This window comes from Streptomyces sp. NPDC008238, assembly GCF_042956445.1.
In the GTDB taxonomy this organism is placed as follows: domain Bacteria; phylum Actinomycetota; class Actinomycetes; order Streptomycetales; family Streptomycetaceae; genus Actinacidiphila.
Genome location: NZ_JBIBGK010000016.1, coordinates 98,774 through 113,531, shown reverse-complemented (window position 1 = coordinate 113,531; position 14,758 = coordinate 98,774). Strand labels below are relative to the sequence as shown.

General features: G+C 71.7%; 16 protein-coding genes. 13 read left to right on the top strand and 3 right to left on the bottom strand.

Going from position 1 to position 14,758, the window contains the following annotated elements; genetic code table 11:
• Window positions 1-205: 205 nt before the first annotated feature.
• From atpB to ACFZAU_RS27730, 9 genes are all read left to right on the top strand, one after another.
• Window positions 206-1,036, top strand: coding sequence for a F0F1 ATP synthase subunit A (gene atpB / locus ACFZAU_RS27770; protein ID WP_026251816.1), 831 nt, complete (start codon window positions 206-208; stop codon window positions 1,034-1,036).
• A 79-nt stretch (window positions 1,037-1,115) separates the two neighbouring features.
• The gene (gene atpE / locus ACFZAU_RS27765; RefSeq protein ID WP_018563527.1) at window positions 1,116-1,358 is read left to right on the top strand and encodes an ATP synthase F0 subunit C; all 243 of its coding nucleotides are present in this window, start codon (window positions 1,116-1,118) and stop codon (window positions 1,356-1,358) included.
• A gap of 44 nt (window positions 1,359-1,402) precedes the next feature.
• Entirely contained in the window at window positions 1,403-1,948 is a 546-nt protein-coding gene (locus ACFZAU_RS27760) for a F0F1 ATP synthase subunit B (protein ID WP_499602484.1), read from the top strand.
• Window positions 1,945-2,760, top strand: a complete 816-nt coding sequence (locus ACFZAU_RS27755) for a F0F1 ATP synthase subunit delta (protein WP_500554392.1) — start codon at window positions 1,945-1,947, stop codon at window positions 2,758-2,760. The genes ACFZAU_RS27760 and ACFZAU_RS27755 overlap by 4 nt, the downstream gene beginning before the upstream one ends.
• Before the next feature lie 89 nt (window positions 2,761-2,849).
• Window positions 2,850-4,421 carry a F0F1 ATP synthase subunit alpha gene (gene atpA, locus ACFZAU_RS27750; protein WP_499602481.1) on the top strand — a complete coding sequence of 524 codons (1,572 nt, stop codon included), beginning with the start codon at window positions 2,850-2,852 and terminating at the stop codon, window positions 4,419-4,421.
• 2 nt (window positions 4,422-4,423) lie between these two features.
• Window positions 4,424-5,341 (top strand): F0F1 ATP synthase subunit gamma, encoded by a 918-nt coding sequence (locus ACFZAU_RS27745; protein ID WP_499602478.1) that lies wholly within the window; start codon window positions 4,424-4,426, stop codon window positions 5,339-5,341.
• 2 nt (window positions 5,342-5,343) lie between these two features.
• Entirely contained in the window at window positions 5,344-6,786 is a 1,443-nt protein-coding gene (gene atpD / locus ACFZAU_RS27740) for a F0F1 ATP synthase subunit beta (protein ID WP_500554391.1), read from the top strand.
• A gap of 105 nt (window positions 6,787-6,891) precedes the next feature.
• Window positions 6,892-7,290: a F0F1 ATP synthase subunit epsilon gene (locus tag ACFZAU_RS27735; protein WP_500554390.1), complete on the top strand. Its 399-nt coding sequence runs from the start codon at window positions 6,892-6,894 to the stop codon at window positions 7,288-7,290.
• A gap of 99 nt (window positions 7,291-7,389) precedes the next feature.
• Window positions 7,390-7,836, top strand: coding sequence for a DUF2550 domain-containing protein (locus tag ACFZAU_RS27730; protein ID WP_499602474.1), 447 nt, complete (start codon window positions 7,390-7,392; stop codon window positions 7,834-7,836).
• Window positions 7,837-7,910: 74 nt separating this feature from the next.
• Here the strand turns inward: ACFZAU_RS27730 and ACFZAU_RS27725 are convergent, their stop codons facing one another.
• Both ACFZAU_RS27725 and ACFZAU_RS27720 read right to left on the bottom strand, forming a co-directional pair.
• Window positions 7,911-8,561, bottom strand: coding sequence for a response regulator (locus ACFZAU_RS27725; RefSeq protein ID WP_500554389.1), 651 nt, complete (start codon window positions 8,559-8,561; stop codon window positions 7,911-7,913).
• On the bottom strand, window positions 8,558-9,760 hold the full coding sequence (locus tag ACFZAU_RS27720) for a sensor histidine kinase (protein ID WP_500554388.1): 1,203 nt from the start codon (window positions 9,758-9,760) through the stop codon (window positions 8,558-8,560). The genes ACFZAU_RS27725 and ACFZAU_RS27720 overlap by 4 nt, the downstream gene beginning before the upstream one ends.
• 135 nt (window positions 9,761-9,895) lie before the next feature.
• On the opposite strand from ACFZAU_RS27720, the gene ACFZAU_RS27715 reads away from it, so the two are divergent.
• On the top strand, window positions 9,896-10,447 hold the full coding sequence (locus ACFZAU_RS27715; RefSeq protein WP_500554387.1) for a hypothetical protein: 552 nt from the start codon (window positions 9,896-9,898) through the stop codon (window positions 10,445-10,447).
• A 49-nt stretch (window positions 10,448-10,496) separates the two neighbouring features.
• On the opposite strand, the gene ACFZAU_RS27710 is transcribed toward ACFZAU_RS27715, so the two are convergent.
• Complete coding sequence (locus ACFZAU_RS27710) at window positions 10,497-11,069, bottom strand: cob(I)yrinic acid a,c-diamide adenosyltransferase (protein WP_499602468.1); 573 nt, start codon at window positions 11,067-11,069, stop codon at window positions 10,497-10,499.
• A 242-nt stretch (window positions 11,070-11,311) separates the two neighbouring features.
• On the opposite strand from ACFZAU_RS27710, the gene ACFZAU_RS27705 reads away from it, so the two are divergent.
• The 3 genes from ACFZAU_RS27705 to ACFZAU_RS27695 form a co-directional block, all read left to right on the top strand.
• A complete protein-coding gene (locus ACFZAU_RS27705; RefSeq protein ID WP_499602466.1) occupies window positions 11,312-12,160 on the top strand; it encodes a 3-hydroxyacyl-CoA dehydrogenase family protein in 849 nt (282 codons plus the stop codon).
• 190 nt (window positions 12,161-12,350) lie between these two features.
• Window positions 12,351-12,674 carry an STAS domain-containing protein gene (locus tag ACFZAU_RS27700; RefSeq protein WP_018563514.1) on the top strand — a complete coding sequence of 108 codons (324 nt, stop codon included), beginning with the start codon at window positions 12,351-12,353 and terminating at the stop codon, window positions 12,672-12,674.
• Window positions 12,675-12,917: 243 nt separating this feature from the next.
• Window positions 12,918-14,758, top strand: a 1,841-nt coding sequence (locus ACFZAU_RS27695; protein ID WP_500554386.1) for a P-loop NTPase family protein, incomplete at its 3' end; no start/stop codon positions are given.

Here is a 14,758-nt window from a genome sequence, read left to right as displayed (position 1 = left end):
AGGGCCGGTGCAAGCGGGGTTCCGCTCGTTTGCTATCGTCCGGTCTCAACTGCGGCAGAGCTGGCGCGGGTGGCAGTCATGCCTTCGCAACAGCCCTTCGGCTCAGCGCCCACCCGCCGCCCCCACATCCGTAACACCAGTCCAGTGCCGTTCCGTGGCCGTGCGCCGCGCCGACACGTAGAGGTTGCCGTACCTATGCGCCACGCTGAAGGAGCTCTCGGTGAGTGATGTAACGACGCTCGCCTTCGAGACGAACTGCCACATCTTCGACGGGTGCGGCTTCCCGGCCCCCGGCCTGCACTCCTTCCTCTTCAAGCCGCTGATCGGCGACGGGGACAGCAGCGTCTACTTCAACAAGACGATGCTGCTGGCGCTGCTCGGCAGCATCGTGATCGTCGGCTTCTTCTGGGCTGCCTTCGCCAAGCCGAAGATCGTCCCGGGCAAGCTGCAGATGGTCGCCGAGGCCGGTTACGACTTCGTCCGCCGCGGCATCGTCTACGAGACGATCGGCAAGCGGGACGGCGAGAAGTACGTGCCCTTCATGGTCGCGTTGTTCTTCTTCGTCTGGATCATGAACCTCTGGTCGATCGTCCCGATCGCCCAGTTCCCCGTGACGGCGATCATCAGCTACCCGGCCGCGCTCGCCGCGATCGTGTACATCACGTGGATGTCGCTGACCTTCAAGAAGCACGGCTTCGTCGGGGGCTGGAAGAACATCACGGGCTACGACAAGAACCTCGGCGCGGTGCTGCCGATGGTCGTCGGCCTGGAGTTCCTCTCCAACGTGATCGTCCGGCCGTTCACCCACGCGGTGCGACTGTTCGCCAACATGTTCGCGGGTCACGTCCTGCTGCTGCTGTTCACCATCGCCAGCTGGTACCTGCTCAACGGGATCGGCATCGCCTACGCCAGCGTCTCGTTCGTGATGGTCATCGTCATGACCGCCTTCGAGCTCTTCATCCAGGCCGTCCAGGCGTACGTCTTCGTGCTGCTGGCCTGCTCGTACGTCCAGGGCGCGCTCGCCGAGCACCACTGAGCACCCGCACGACGCACAGCCCCCCCGATTGTCCGGTGGCCAACCCCCACCGGTCCGTGAAAGAGAAGGAAGAAACAGCATGTCCGCTGTGAACCTCGCCGCCACCCAGATCCTCGGCAACCTGGGCTCCATCGGCTACGGCCTCGCGGCCATCGGCCCCGGCGTCGGCATCGGCATCATCTTCGGCAACGGTACGCAGGCCCTCGCCCGCCAGCCCGAGGCCGCCGGCCTGATCCGCGCCAACCAGATCCTCGGCTTCGCCTTCTGTGAGGCGCTCGCGCTGATCGGTCTGGTCATGCCGTTCGTCTACCCGACCTCCTGAGTCCGGGCTGACGAGACCAACCCCTTTCGACGGAAGGCACTGATGTGAACGCCCTGGCACAGCTGGCGGCCGAGGAGGCGGAGAACCCCCTCATCCCGCCGATCCCAGAGCTCGTCATCGGTCTCATCGCCTTCGCCATCGTCTTCTTCTTCCTCGCCAAGAAGCTGCTCCCGAACATCAACAAGGTTCTGGACGAGCGTCGCGAGGCCATCGAGGGCGGCATGGAGAAGGCCGAGGCCGCACAGGCCGAGGCTCAGCGGACCCTCGAGGAGTACAAGCAGTCGCTCGCCGAGGCCCGCCACGAGGCCGCGCGTCTGCGCCAGGAGGCGCAGGAGCAGGGCGCCGCGCTCATCGCCGAGATGCGTGCGGAAGGCCAGCGGCAGCGCGAGGAGATCATCGCGGCCGGCCACGCCCAGATCGAGGCCGACCGCCGGTCCGCCGCGCACGCCCTGCGCCAGGACGTCGGCAAGCTCGCCACCGACCTGGCCGGCAAGATCGTCGGTGAGTCCCTCGAGGACACCGCCCGCCAGAGCCGCGTGATCGACCGCTTCCTCGACGAGCTCGAGGAGAAGGCCGAGGCCGCGCGATGAACGGAGCGAGCCGCGAGGCACTGGCCGCCGCGCGCGAGCGCCTCGACGCACTGACGGACAGCACGTCCGTCGACGCGGCGAAGCTCGCCGAGGAGCTGGCCGCCGTCACGGGGCTGCTCGACCGCGAGGGTTCGCTGCGCCGCGCCTTGACCGACCCGGCCCAGCCGGGTGAGGCCAAGGCGGGCCTGGCGCAGGCGGTTCTCGGCGGGCAGATCGGCGGCGAGACGTCCGACCTGGTCTCGGGCATGGTCCGCAGCCGCTGGTCGCAGTCGCGCGATCTCGCCGACGCGCTGGAGGAGCTTTCCTACAGCGCCGACCTGGTCGCCGCTGAGCGGGCGGGTCACCTCGACGGCGTCGAGGACGAGCTGTTCCGCTTCGGCCGCATCGTCTCCGGCAGCAGCGAGCTGCGGGCGGCGCTGACCGACCGCGCCGCGAGCACCCAGGCCAAGACGACCCTGCTGCACTCGCTGCTGGACGGCCGTGTCAACGCGGTCACCGAGCGGATCGTGGTCCGTCTCGTGACCCAGCCGCGAGGCCGTAGCCTGGAGGCAGGGATCGACGCCCTGTCCAAGCTGGCGGCGACGCGCCGTGACCGCACGGTCGCGGTCGTGGTCTCGGCGGTGCCGCTGAGCGACCGGCAGAAGCAGCGCCTCGGTGCCGCGCTGGCCACGATCTACGGCCGGCAGGTGCACCTGAACCTGGACGTGGACCCCGCGGTCCGCGGCGGCATCTCGGTTCGGGTCGGCGACGAGGTCATCGACGGGACCATCGCGGACCGCCTCGAAGAGGCGAGCCGGCGGATGGCCGGCTGAACCAGCCACCAACTCAAAGAGCAGTATCAGCGGCCCGAGTTGGGCCGTAGCGAATACTTCGGGCCCAACAAGGAGAGCAGGGAACCCAGATGGCGGAGCTCACGATCCGGCCGGAGGAGATCCGGGACGCGCTGGAGAACTTTGTCCAGTCGTACCAGCCGGACGCGGCCTCGCGCGAGGAGGTCGGAACGGTCAGCCTGGCCGGCGACGGTATCGCGAAGGTCGAGGGACTCCCCTCGGCCATGGCGAACGAGTTGCTGAAGTTCGAGGACGGCACCCTCGGTCTCGCCCTCAACCTCGAGGAGCGCGAGATCGGTGCGATCGTCCTCGGCGAGTTCAGCGGCATCGAGGAGGGCCAGCCGGTGCGCCGCACCGGTGAGGTGCTCTCCGTCGCGGTCGGCGAGGGATACCTGGGTCGCGTCGTCGACCCGCTCGGCAACCCGATCGACGGCCTCGGCGAGATCGAGACCGACGGCCGCCGCGCCCTGGAGCTCCAGGCTCCCGGCGTCATGGCCCGTAAGTCCGTGCACGAGCCGATGCAGACCGGCCTCAAGGCCGTCGACGCGATGACCCCGATCGGCCGCGGCCAGCGCCAGCTGATCATCGGCGACCGCCAGACCGGCAAGACCGCCCTGGCGATCGACACGATCATCAACCAGCGCGACAACTGGCGTTCCGGCGACCCGAAGAAGCAGGTCCGCTGCATCTACGTCGCCATCGGCCAGAAGGGCTCCACCATCGCGGGCGTGCGCGCCTCGCTGGAGGAGGCAGGCGCCCTGGAGTACACGACGATCGTCGCGGCTCCGGCGTCCGACCCGGCCGGCTTCAAGTACCTCGCCCCGTACACCGGCTCGGCCATCGGCCAGCACTGGATGTACCAGGGCAAGCACGTCCTGATCGTCTTCGACGACCTGAGCAAGCAGGCCGACGCCTACCGCGCCGTCTCCCTGCTGCTGCGCCGCCCGCCGGGCCGTGAGGCCTACCCGGGTGACGTCTTCTACCTGCACTCCCGTCTGCTGGAGCGCTGCGCCAAGCTCTCCGACGAGCTGGGCGCCGGCTCGATGACCGGTCTGCCGGTCGTCGAGACCAAGGCCAACGACGTGTCGGCGTTCATCCCGACCAACGTCATCTCCATCACCGACGGCCAGTGCTTCCTGGAGTCCGACCTGTTCAACGCGGGCCAGCGCCCGGCGCTGAACGTCGGTATCTCGGTCTCCCGAGTCGGTGGCTCGGCGCAGATCAAGGCCATGAAGTCGGTCGCGGGCCGCCTGCGCGTGGACCTCGCCCAGTACCGCGAGCTCGAGGCGTTCGCCGCCTTCGGTTCCGACCTGGACGCGGCCTCCAAGGCGCAGCTGGAGCGCGGCAAGCGCATGGTCGAGCTGCTGAAGCAGGGCCAGTACGCCCCGTTCCCGATCGAGGACCAGGTCGTCTCCATCTGGGCCGGCACCACCGGCAAGCTGGACGACGTGCCCGTCGAGGACATCCGCCGCTTCGAGCGCGAGCTGCTGGACTACCTCCGCCGCGAGAAGAAGGACCTGCTGCTGAGCATCGCCGAGACCGGCAAGCTCGGCGACGACACCGTCGAGGCCCTGACCGACGCGGTCGCGGAGTTCAAGAAGCAGTTCGAGACCTCGGACGGCAAGCTGCTGGGTGAGGGCTGAGCATGGGCGCCCAGCTTCGGGTATACAAGCGCCGCATCAAGACCGTCACCGCGACGAAGAAGATCACGAAGGCGATGGAGATGATCTCCGCGTCCCGGATCGTCAAGGCCCAGCGCCAGGTCGCGGCATCGTCCCCGTACGCCGACGAGCTCACCCGGGCCGTCGCGGCGGTCGCGACCGGTTCCAACACGAACCACCCGCTGACCACCGAGGCCGAGAACCCGACCCGCGCCGCGGTGCTGCTCGTCACGAGCGACCGCGGTCTGGCCGGCGGCTACTCGTCCAACGCGATCAAGGCTGCCGACCGGCTCACCGAGCGGCTGCGCGCGGAGGGCAAGGAGGTCGTGCACTACATCATCGGCCGCAAGGGCGTGGCGTACTACGGCTTCCGTGAGCGCCCGATCGCCGGGTCGTGGACCGGGTTCACCGACAAGCCGGCCTACGCGGACGCCAAGTCCGTGGCCGACCCGCTGATCGACCAGGTCCTCAAGGACACGGCCGAGGGCGGCGTCGACGAACTGCACATCGTCTTCACGGAGTTCGTGTCGATGCTGACGCAGGCGCCGGTGGAGAGGCGGCTGCTGCCGCTGTCCCTGGACGACGCCACCGGTGGCGAGGCCCGCAAGGAGGGGGAGATCCTCCCCCTGTACGACTTCGAGCCGTCGGCGGAGGGCGTCCTGGACGCGCTGCTGCCGCGGTACGTCGAGAGCCGGATCTTCAACGCGCTGCTGCAGGGTGCCGCTTCCGAGCACGCCGCCCGCCGCCGCGCGATGAAGTCGGCGACCGACAACGCCGAGGAGCTCATCAAGACGCTCACGCGGCTTGCCAACCAGGCCCGCCAGGCCGAAATCACCCAGGAAATCAGCGAGATCGTCGGTGGCTCCAGCGCCCTGGCCGACGCGTCTGCGGGGAGTGACTAAACATGACCACCACTGTTGAGACGGCCGCTGCCACGGGCCGCGTCGCCCGGGTCATCGGCCCGGTCGTCGACGTGGAGTTCCCCGTCGACGCCATGCCGGAGATCTACAACGCCCTCCACGTCGAGGTCGCCGACCCGGCCGAGGACGGCAAGAAGAAGACGCTGACCCTCGAAGTCGCCCAGCACCTGGGTGACGGCCTGGTCCGCGCCATCTCCATGCAGCCCACCGACGGCCTGGTCCGCCAGTCCGTGGTGACCGACACGGGCACGGGCATCACCGTCCCGGTCGGCGACTTCACCAAGGGCAAGGTGTTCAACACCCTCGGTGAGGTGCTGAACCTGCCCGAGGAGAACGCCAACGTCGGCGAGCGCTGGACGATCCACCGCAAGGCGCCGAAGTTCGAGGACCTCGAGTCCAAGACCGAGATGTTCGAGACCGGCCTGAAGGTCGTCGACCTGCTGACCCCGTACGTCAAGGGCGGCAAGATCGGTCTGTTCGGCGGCGCCGGTGTCGGCAAGACCGTCCTCATCCAGGAAATGATCATGCGTGTGGCGAAGCTGCACGAGGGCGTTTCCGTGTTCGCCGGCGTCGGCGAGCGCACCCGTGAGGGCAACGACCTCATCCAGGAGATGGAGGAGTCCGGCGTCCTCGACAAGACCGCCCTGGTCTTCGGTCAGATGGACGAGCCCCCGGGCACCCGTCTCCGTGTGGCGCTGGCCGGTCTGACCATGGCGGAGTACTTCCGCGATGTGCAGAAGCAGGACGTGCTGTTCTTCATCGACAACATCTTCCGCTTCACCCAGGCCGGCTCCGAGGTCTCCACGCTGCTCGGCCGCATGCCCTCCGCGGTGGGTTACCAGCCGAACCTCGCGGACGAGATGGGCCTCCTCCAGGAGCGCATCACCTCGACCCGTGGTCACTCGATCACCTCGATGCAGGCGATCTACGTCCCCGCGGACGACCTGACCGACCCGGCGCCGGCGACCACCTTCGCCCACCTGGACGCGACGACCGTTCTGTCGCGTCCGATCTCGGAGAAGGGCATCTACCCGGCGGTCGACCCGCTGGACTCGACGTCCCGCATCCTGGACCCCCGCTACATCGCGGCGGACCACTACGAGTGCGCCATGCGCGTCAAGGGGATCCTGCAGAAGTACAAGGACCTCCAGGACATCATCGCGATCCTCGGTATCGACGAGCTGGGCGAGGAGGACAAGCTCACCGTCCACCGCGCCCGCCGCATCGAGCGCTTCCTGTCGCAGAACACCCACGCGGCGAAGCAGTTCACCGGTGTCGACGGCTCCGACGTCCCGCTGGAGGAGTCGATCTCCGCGTTCAACGCCATCGCCGACGGAAAGTACGACCACTTCCCTGAGCAGGCGTTCTTCATGTGCGGTGGCATCGAGGACCTCGAGCGCAACGCCCGCGAGCTCGGCGTCAGCTGACACCCGTAGCCCGACGGCTCACCGTGGCAGGGGGCGGACCCTGTGTCCGCCCCCTTGCCGCACCCCCGTTATCCTTTGTTTTATGCACCCGCCGGACGGCGGCGGATGCCGACCCGAGGAGCCATCTTGGCTGAGCTGCACGTCGAGCTGGTCGCAGCGGACCGCAACGTCTGGTCCGGCGCGGCCACACTTGTCGTCGCACGCACCGAGTCCGGCGACATCGGCGTCATGCCGAACCACGAGCCGCTGCTGGGCGTGCTCCAGTCCGGCCCGGTGACCATCCGCACCGGCGAGGGCGGCACCGTCGTCGCGGCGGTGCACGGAGGCTTCATCTCCTTCGCGGACAACAAGCTCTCGGTGCTGGCGGAGATCGCCGAGCTCGCCGAGGAGATCGACGTCCAGCGTGCGGAGCGGGCCCTGGAGCGGGCGAAGGCCGACGCCGACGCCGCCGGCGAGCGACGGGCCGAGGTCCGGCTGATCGCCGCGACCAGCGGGTCGCGCTGAGCACCCGGCCCACTGGGCCATGAGCCGCGGGAGGCCCGTGAGGGTGTCCCGCGGCTGCAGTATCCCTATTCGTGACACGGAGCGAGGAGGTCGGTGGGCGTGATCCTCGCTTTTCAGGTGTGCGGGGCCCTGGTGGCGCTTGCGCTGCTGGGGCTGTTCGTCTTCGGGCTGCGGCGCCGGCTGATCCAGCGGCCCGGCGGCACGTTCGACTGCAGCCTGCGGATGCCGCCCACCGCTGCCGGTGAGCCCTCGGGCAAGGGCTGGGCCTACGGCGTCGCCCGCTACAGCGGTGACCGGATCGAGTGGTTCCGGGTCTTCTCCTACGCGCCCCGGCCGCGCCGGGTGCTGGAGCGCTCCGCCATCGAGGTGCTGCACCGGCGCCTCCCGGAGGGGCAGGAGGAGCTGGCGCTCCTCTCCGACGCCGTCATCCTGGTCTGCGAGCACCGCGGCACCCGTCTGGAACTCGCCATGAGCGACGACGCCCTCACCGGCTTCCTCGCCTGGCTCGAGGCCGCCCCTCCGGGGCAGCGGGTGAACGTCGCCTAGCGGGTCGGCTTCCGCCCCTCCCGCTGCGGGAGGGTGAACGTCGCCTGACAGGCGCCGTCCGGTCCTGCCCGGCCCTACGGCCGTACCGACAGCCCCAACTCCTGCGCGAGCACCGCCGCCTGCACGCGGCTGCGCAGCTCCAGCTTGGCCAGCATGCGGCTGACGTGCGTCTTCGCAGTGGCCTCCGCCATTTCCAGGTGTGCCGCGATCTCCGCGTTGGACAGGCCCTGGCCCACGCAGACCAGCACCTCGCGCTCCCGGGGCGTCAGCGTGCCGAGGGCGGCGTGCTGGGCGGCCGGACGCGGCCGCGGGCGGGCGAACTCGCCGATCAGCCGGCGGGTCACCGCGGGCGCGATCATCCCCTCTCCGCGGGCAACCAGCCGTACGCCCTCGATCAGCAGGTCCGCCTCGGTGTCCTTCAGCAGGAATCCCGCGGCGCCCGCGCGCAGTGCCCCGAAGACGTACTCGTCCAGGTCGAACGTGGTGAGGACGAGCACGTCGGCGAGTCCCTCCGCGACGACCTCCCGGGTGGCGGAGACCCCGTCCAGCCGGGGCATCTGGAGGTCCATGAGGATCACGTCCGGGCGCAGCTCGCGGGCGAGGCGGACCGCGGCCTCACCGTCGGCCGCCTCGCCGACCACCTCGATGTCGGGCACCGAACCCAGGATGAGCACCAGCCCCGCGCGTACGGCGGACTGGTCCTCGGCGACCACCACCCGGATCATGCGCTCCCCTCCATGGGCAGTACCGCCCGTACCCGCCACGTCGTGCCCTCCCTGCCCGCCTCGAAGGTGCCGCCCAGCAACTCGGTGCGTTCCCGCATGCCGATCAGCCCGCTGCCCGAGCCGGGGGCGCGGGGGCCCGGCCGGTGCGCGGCGGCGCCGTTCCGGCAGGGGCTCGCCACGGTCACCGTCAGGGCCTTGCCGTCCTGCTCCAGCATGACGGGCACCTCGCCCGGCGACGCGTGCTTCAGGACGTTGGTCAAGGACTCCTGCACGATCCGGTAGGCCGCCAGCTCCACCGGCGCGGGCAGCGGGGCGGAGCCCTCCGGGCGCGCGTCGCGCAGTACGAAGGCCGAGTGCGGGGCCGCCGCGCGCATCTGCCGCAGGAGCACGTCCAGACCGGCCAGCCGCGGGACCGCGGCCGGCTCCCCCTCCTCGCCCGCCGAGTCGCGCAGCAGCCCGATCAGCCGGCGCATCTCGGACAGGCCCTCCACGCTGTTCTGCCGGATGACGGCCAGTGCCTGGCGGGCCGGGCCCTCCTGGCGGTCCAGGGACAGCGCGGCGGTGGAGTGGACGGCGATCGCGGAGAGGTGGCCCGCCACCATGTCGTGCAGTTCGCGGGCCATCCGGGCCCGCTCGCGGCCCACCGCCTCCCGGCGGTCCAGCTCGGCCAGGAGCGCGGTCTGCTCCGCGCGCAGCCGTTCGTGGGCGGCCTCGTCGCGGTGCCGCCGTACGATCGCGCCCGTCGAGGCGGGGGCCACCGAGACCAGGGCGCCGACCACACCGATGAGCAGGGACTCGGCGACCGGGTGCACCGCCACGGCGGTGGCGGTGAGGGCCGCCGTGCCGAGCACGCTGCCGACCGGGACGACCCGGGCCAGCCGCTTCGGCCCGTACAGGACGGCGGCGTACACCAGGTCGGTGAACATCAGCACGGTCACCAGCAGCGAGCCGATCACGAAGTCCGCGCAGAAGGCGAGGACGCCGACGGCGATCGCGGCGCCGGGCGCGGTCCGGCGCAGCAGCTCGCATCCGGCCATGATCGCCAGCGGCAGCAGGGGCAGCCAGGGACGGTCGCCCGCCGGATGGTTCCCGGAGTAGGTGTACAGCCCGAACGCCCACATCGTGAGGCCCCCCGCGAGCCCCGCCACGGCGATCAGCACGTCGTCGCGGTGCGGGCGCCGGGCGGCGGTGGTCGTCATGGCCCCATCCCAGCACGCGGCGCGGACGGCGCGCGTCCGCCCGGGGGCGGAGCCGGTGCCTGCACCGAAGGTTGCAGCCGGGTCTCATCAGCGCAGACGACGCCTCCCGCGGCGGCGGTGGGGGAGCCTTGCGGCATGTTGGTGACGCTGATCATCGCGTGCGAGATCGCCTTCTGGGTGCTGCTGGGCGCCGGGCTCGCCGTGCGCTACCTGCTGCGCCGGCCCCGGAAGGGCGCGGCCCTGCTGCTGTGCGTGCCCCTGGTGGACCTGGTGCTGCTCGCCGCCGCCGTGGCCGACCTGCGCGACGGCGGCGAGGCCGCCGCCCGGCACGGTCTGGCCGCCGTCTACGTCGGGTTCTCGGCAGGCTACGGCCACTCCGTCGTCCGCTGGGCCGACGCCCGGTTCGCGCACCGCTTCGCGGGCGGCCCGAAGCCGCCGCCGGCGCCGAAGTACGGCCGGGCCCGGGCCGTGCACGAGTGGCGGCTGCTCGGCCGTACCGCGGTGTCCGCCGCCGTCGCCGCGGCCCTGCTGCAGCTGGCCGTGTGGCTCGTCGCGGACGCCTCGCGCACGGCGGCCCTGGGGGAGTGGCAGGGGCGGATGGCGGTGACGGCGGGGATCCACGCCGTCATCGCGGCGAGCTACACGCTGTGGCCCAAGCGGGAGCCGGCCGTCCGCCCGCGTACCTGAGCGGGCGGGGTCGGCCTTCCCCGTCGTCGCGGCCGGCGGGCGCGGTCGGTCAGCGGTTCTCGCCGGGCACCCACAGCACGTCGCCGACCTCCTTGTTGGCCGTCCGGGCCAGGATGAACAGCAGGTCGGACAGCCGGTTGAGGTAGGTGGCGGTGAGCGGGTTCATCGTCTCGCCGTGCTCCTCCAGCGCGGTCCACGTGGAGCGCTCGGCGCGCCGGACGACCGTGCACGCCTGGTGGAGCAGCGCGGCGCCCGGGGTGCCGCCGGGCAGGATGAAGCTGCGCAGCTTCTCCAGCTCCTCCAGGAAGCGGTCGCAGTCCGCCTCCAGCCGGTCCACGTAGGACTGCTCGACGCGCAGCGGCGGGTACTTGGGGTCCGGCACGACCGGCGTCGCGAGGTCGGCGCCGACGTCGAAGAGGTCGTTCTGGACCCGTACGAGGACGGACGCGACCTCCTGCGGGAGCGCGCCGAGCGCGAGCGCCACACCGATCGCCGCGTTGGCCTCGTTGGCGTCCGCGTAGGCCGAGATGCGGCTGTCGGTCTTGGCCGTGCGGCTCATGTCGCCGAGGGCGGTGGTGCCGTCGTCCCCGGTCCGCGTGTAGATGCGCGTCAGATTGACCATGTGTCGAGCGTAGTCAGGCCGCGTCCGGGGCGCGCCCCGTGGCGGGCCCGCGGCCGGGGGCGGCGGAAGCAGACTCCGGGGGCGGTCCCGGTCAAACTGGACGCGCAGCGGCAGCAACTGGGCGCCGGGGCCCTCAACTGTGCGACGAAGGACACAGGGTGACCCGCCTCTCTTCCTGCTGCGCTCCGTTGTGAAGCGGCGTTAAGGTCCCGGCAACAGCATCGAGAAGATTGGTGTGTGCCGTGGCGAAGAAGCTCGCCGTCATCGGAGCCGGCCTGATGGGCTCCGGCATCGCGCAGGTGTCCGCACAGGCGGGCTACGAGGTCGTCCTGCGTGACATCACGGACGAGGCGCTGGCCCGCGGCAAGGGCGGGATCGAGGCGTCCTACGGGAAGTTCGTCGCCAAGGGCAGGCTCACCGCCGAGGACGCGGACGCCGCGCTCGCGCGCATCACCACCACCACCGACCTGGACGCGGCCGCCGACGCCGACATCGTCGTCGAGGCCGTCTTCGAGAAGATCGAGGTCAAGCAGGAGATCTTCCGCGCCCTCGACAAGATCGCCAAGGCGGACGCGGTGCTGGCCTCCAACACCTCCGCCATCCCGATCACCAAGATCGCGGCGGTGACGGAGCGCCCGGAGAGCGTGGTCGGCACCCACTTCTTCTCGCCGGTGCCGCTCATGCAGCTGTGCGAGCTGGTCCGCGGCTACAAGACCGGCGACGAGACCCTGGCGCGCGCCAAGGCCTTCGCCGAGGAGATCGGCAAGACGACCATCGTGGTCAACCGGGACGTGGCCGGCTTCGTCACCACCCGGCTGATCGCGGCGCTGGTCGTCGAGGCCACCAAGCTCTACGAGTCGGGCGTCGCAACGGCGGAGGACATCGACGTCGCCTGCAAGCTCGGCTTCGGCCACGCGATGGGCCCGCTGGCGACCGCCGACCTCACCGGGGTCGACATCCTGCTGCACGCCGCCGACAACATCTACACCGAGTCCCAGGACGAGAAGTTCGCCCCGCCCGAGCTCATGCGGCGCATGGTGGACGCGGGCGCGCTCGGCCGCAAGAGCGGCGAGGGCTTCTACCGGTACTGACGGAGCGTCAATCAGAAGGGCCCGGCCCGGTGCGGACGACCCGCGGGCTGGGCCCCTCGGACCCCTCCTGTCACTCGCAAGGGTGAATTCGGTATCGGTTCGCTCACAGACGGCAACCTCTTCGTACGACGGACCGTCAGTTACGTAGAACCACGGCAGTTTCCACCCATTCACTCCACGGGGAGGCGTAATGCACATCAGGGGCGATCACGCCGAGCTGGTCGTCGGGGGCCGCCTCGACGTCCGCACCGCGGCGGACGCCCGCAAGGTCCTGCACAGCGCGGTGGACGGCGGCCACGGCGACCTCGTGCTCGACCTGACCGAACTCGACTCGTGGGACGCGACGGGCCTGGGGGTCATCATGGGGGCGCACCGCCGCTGCGGCCGGGCGGACCGGCGCCTCGTCCTGCGGGGCGTGCCCGCGCAGATGCAGCGCCTGCTGGTCGCCACGAGGCTGCACCGCATCCTGGTCATCGAGGGGGGAATCGCGGCAGAAGCACTGCCGCGGACCTAGGGCACCGACCGGGCGCGCCGCCACGGAAGCGGCAACCCCGGACAGATTCGGACGCAAGGGCGGCATGGCCGCCCTGGGCTTCGCACATACTGTGGGAAGGTTTAGGGTTCGGTTCCGGCGTGCCTCAACCCCGTACGCCGAGGAGGGGAGCCGGACCGGTCCAACGGCGGAACCGCGGGCCCGGTGGGGCCCCGCTGCGACGCACATGGGGGGCGGAGACTAATGGACCCACACGGACCCGACATGACCGGTGACGAGTACGGCGCACTACAGGACTCCACGAGCCCGGCCGAGCTGCCGCCCGCCGTCGGCGCGGAGGACGGCACCCTGCCGGTCCCGCGCCCCGGCCGGCCGCCGCGCGAACCGCTCGCCCTCGAGGTCGGGGCGGGCACGGCGGACGGCGACGCGCCACGCGTCGTCGAACTCGTCGTGGGCGACTGCAGGCTGACCCTCAACCCCGTCGACGGCAGCGAGGTCAGCACCCTCGCCCCCACCGACCTGCCCGCACCCGTGCGGCGTACGGCGGAGGGGCGCGCCGCGCTGACCGCCGCCGCCCGCCCGTCGGTGCCGCCGGGGCCGCGCGCTCCCGAGCTTCCGCTGCTGGAGCGGGAGGAGGAACGCGAGCGCCTGGTGCGGCTGCTCTCCCGGGGCCGCTCGGTGCGCGTCACCGGGCCCTCCGGCGCCGGCCGCAGCGTGCTGCTCGACGTCGTCGCCGAGGCCTGCGAGGACCTCGCCCCCGACGGCGTGATCCGGCTCTCCGGCTACCGGCGGACCCCCAGCGACCTGCTGCAGGAACTGTTCGGCACCGTCTACGACTCCGATGACCACCGCCCCGACCGCGGCCGGCTGCTGGAACTGCTGCGCAACGTCGGCGCGGTCGTCGTCCTGGACGACCTGGAGTTCGGCGGCGCCTCCCTGGAGGAACTGCTCGCGGCGGCGCCCGAGTGCGCCTTCGTCCTGTCGGCCACGCCCGACGTGCCGGCCCCCGCCACCGACTCCCTGGTCGAGGAGGTCTTCCTCCCCGGACTGACCCGGGTGGCCTGCCTGGAGCTGCTGGAGCTCTCCGCCGGCCGCCCCCTGGAGGAGGACGAGACCGCCTGGGCGGCGGACCTGTGGTTCGAGTCCGAGGGTCTGCCGCTGCGCTTCGTCCAGGCCGGCGCGCTGCTGCGGCAGCGCGACGCCCTCGGGGCGGAGATCCTCGCGGCCGACGAGTCGGTGTGGGGTGACGTCGAGGCCGTCGACGAACTCCCCGTCGACGCGCCCTTCGGCGCCGACCCGGCCGCGTCGGCCTCGCACGTGCCGCTGCCCTCGCTCGCAGAGAGCGCCGCCCCGGCCGCCCTGCTCGCCTCCCGCCTCGGTGCCTCGGCCCAGGAGGCCTTGCGCTTCGCCGTGGCCCTGGGCGGCGAGTGCCCGCACCAGTCGCACCTTCCGGCACTCGTCGGCGAGACCCACGGCGACGCCGCGCTCGGCGAGATCGTGGCCGTCGGGCTCGCCGTGCCCGTCGCCGCGCACCACCGCCTCGCGGCGGGCGTGGCCCGGCAACTCGCCCTCGTGGACGGTCTCGCGGCCGAGGCCGCCGCCGAGGGCTCCCCGCAGGCGCTGGCCGCCGCGCAGCACTACGCCTGGTGGGCCGGGCACCCCTCGGTCACCCCGCGGCGCGTCGCCGCCGAGGCGGAGGCCATCCTGGCCGCCCTCGGCGCCGCCCGCGACGGCGGCCACGCCAGCGCCGCGGTGCTCCTGGCCCGTACGGTGGCGCCCGTCCTCGCCGCCGCCATGCACTGGAGCGCGTGGGAGCGTGCGCTGCGCGTCGGCCAGGAGGCCGCCCGGCTCGCCGGGGAGGTGGCCGAGGAGGCGTACTTCCTCCACGAACTCGGCGTCCTGGCGCTGTGCACGGGCAACCTGGACCGGGCCCGCAGCGAACTGGAGGCCTCGATAGCCCTGCGTGGTGGCCGGGGGGGCCCCCCCGGCCCCCCCCGGGGGGGGGGGGCCCCCCCCCCCCGCGGGGGGCCGGGGGGGGGGGCATTTGCCCGCCCCCGCCCCCCCGGCGGGGTGCACCCCGCCACCGGCCCCCACCATTACGAGGC

Excerpts from the sequence above, each read along its gene's own strand:
- atpE (WP_018563527.1), top strand. The coding sequence starts at position 1,116 with ATGTCCGCTGTGAACCTCGCCGCCACCCAGATCCTCGGCAACCTGGGC.
- ACFZAU_RS27755 (WP_500554392.1), top strand. The coding sequence starts at position 1,945 with ATGAACGGAGCGAGCCGCGAGGCACTGGCCGCCGCGCGCGAGCGCCTC.
- atpA (WP_499602481.1), top strand. The coding sequence starts at position 2,850 with ATGGCGGAGCTCACGATCCGGCCGGAGGAGATCCGGGACGCGCTGGAG.
- ACFZAU_RS27745 (WP_499602478.1), top strand. The coding sequence starts at position 4,424 with ATGGGCGCCCAGCTTCGGGTATACAAGCGCCGCATCAAGACCGTCACC.
- atpD (WP_500554391.1), top strand. The coding sequence starts at position 5,344 with ATGACCACCACTGTTGAGACGGCCGCTGCCACGGGCCGCGTCGCCCGG.
- ACFZAU_RS27735 (WP_500554390.1), top strand. The coding sequence starts at position 6,892 with ATGCCGACCCGAGGAGCCATCTTGGCTGAGCTGCACGTCGAGCTGGTC.
- ACFZAU_RS27725 (WP_500554389.1), bottom strand. The coding sequence starts at position 8,561 with ATGATCCGGGTGGTGGTCGCCGAGGACCAGTCCGCCGTACGCGCGGGG.
- ACFZAU_RS27720 (WP_500554388.1), bottom strand. The coding sequence starts at position 9,760 with ATGACGACCACCGCCGCCCGGCGCCCGCACCGCGACGACGTGCTGATC.
- ACFZAU_RS27715 (WP_500554387.1), top strand. The coding sequence starts at position 9,896 with ATGTTGGTGACGCTGATCATCGCGTGCGAGATCGCCTTCTGGGTGCTG.
- ACFZAU_RS27710 (WP_499602468.1), bottom strand. The coding sequence starts at position 11,069 with ATGGTCAATCTGACGCGCATCTACACGCGGACCGGGGACGACGGCACC.
- ACFZAU_RS27700 (WP_018563514.1), top strand. The coding sequence starts at position 12,351 with ATGCACATCAGGGGCGATCACGCCGAGCTGGTCGTCGGGGGCCGCCTC.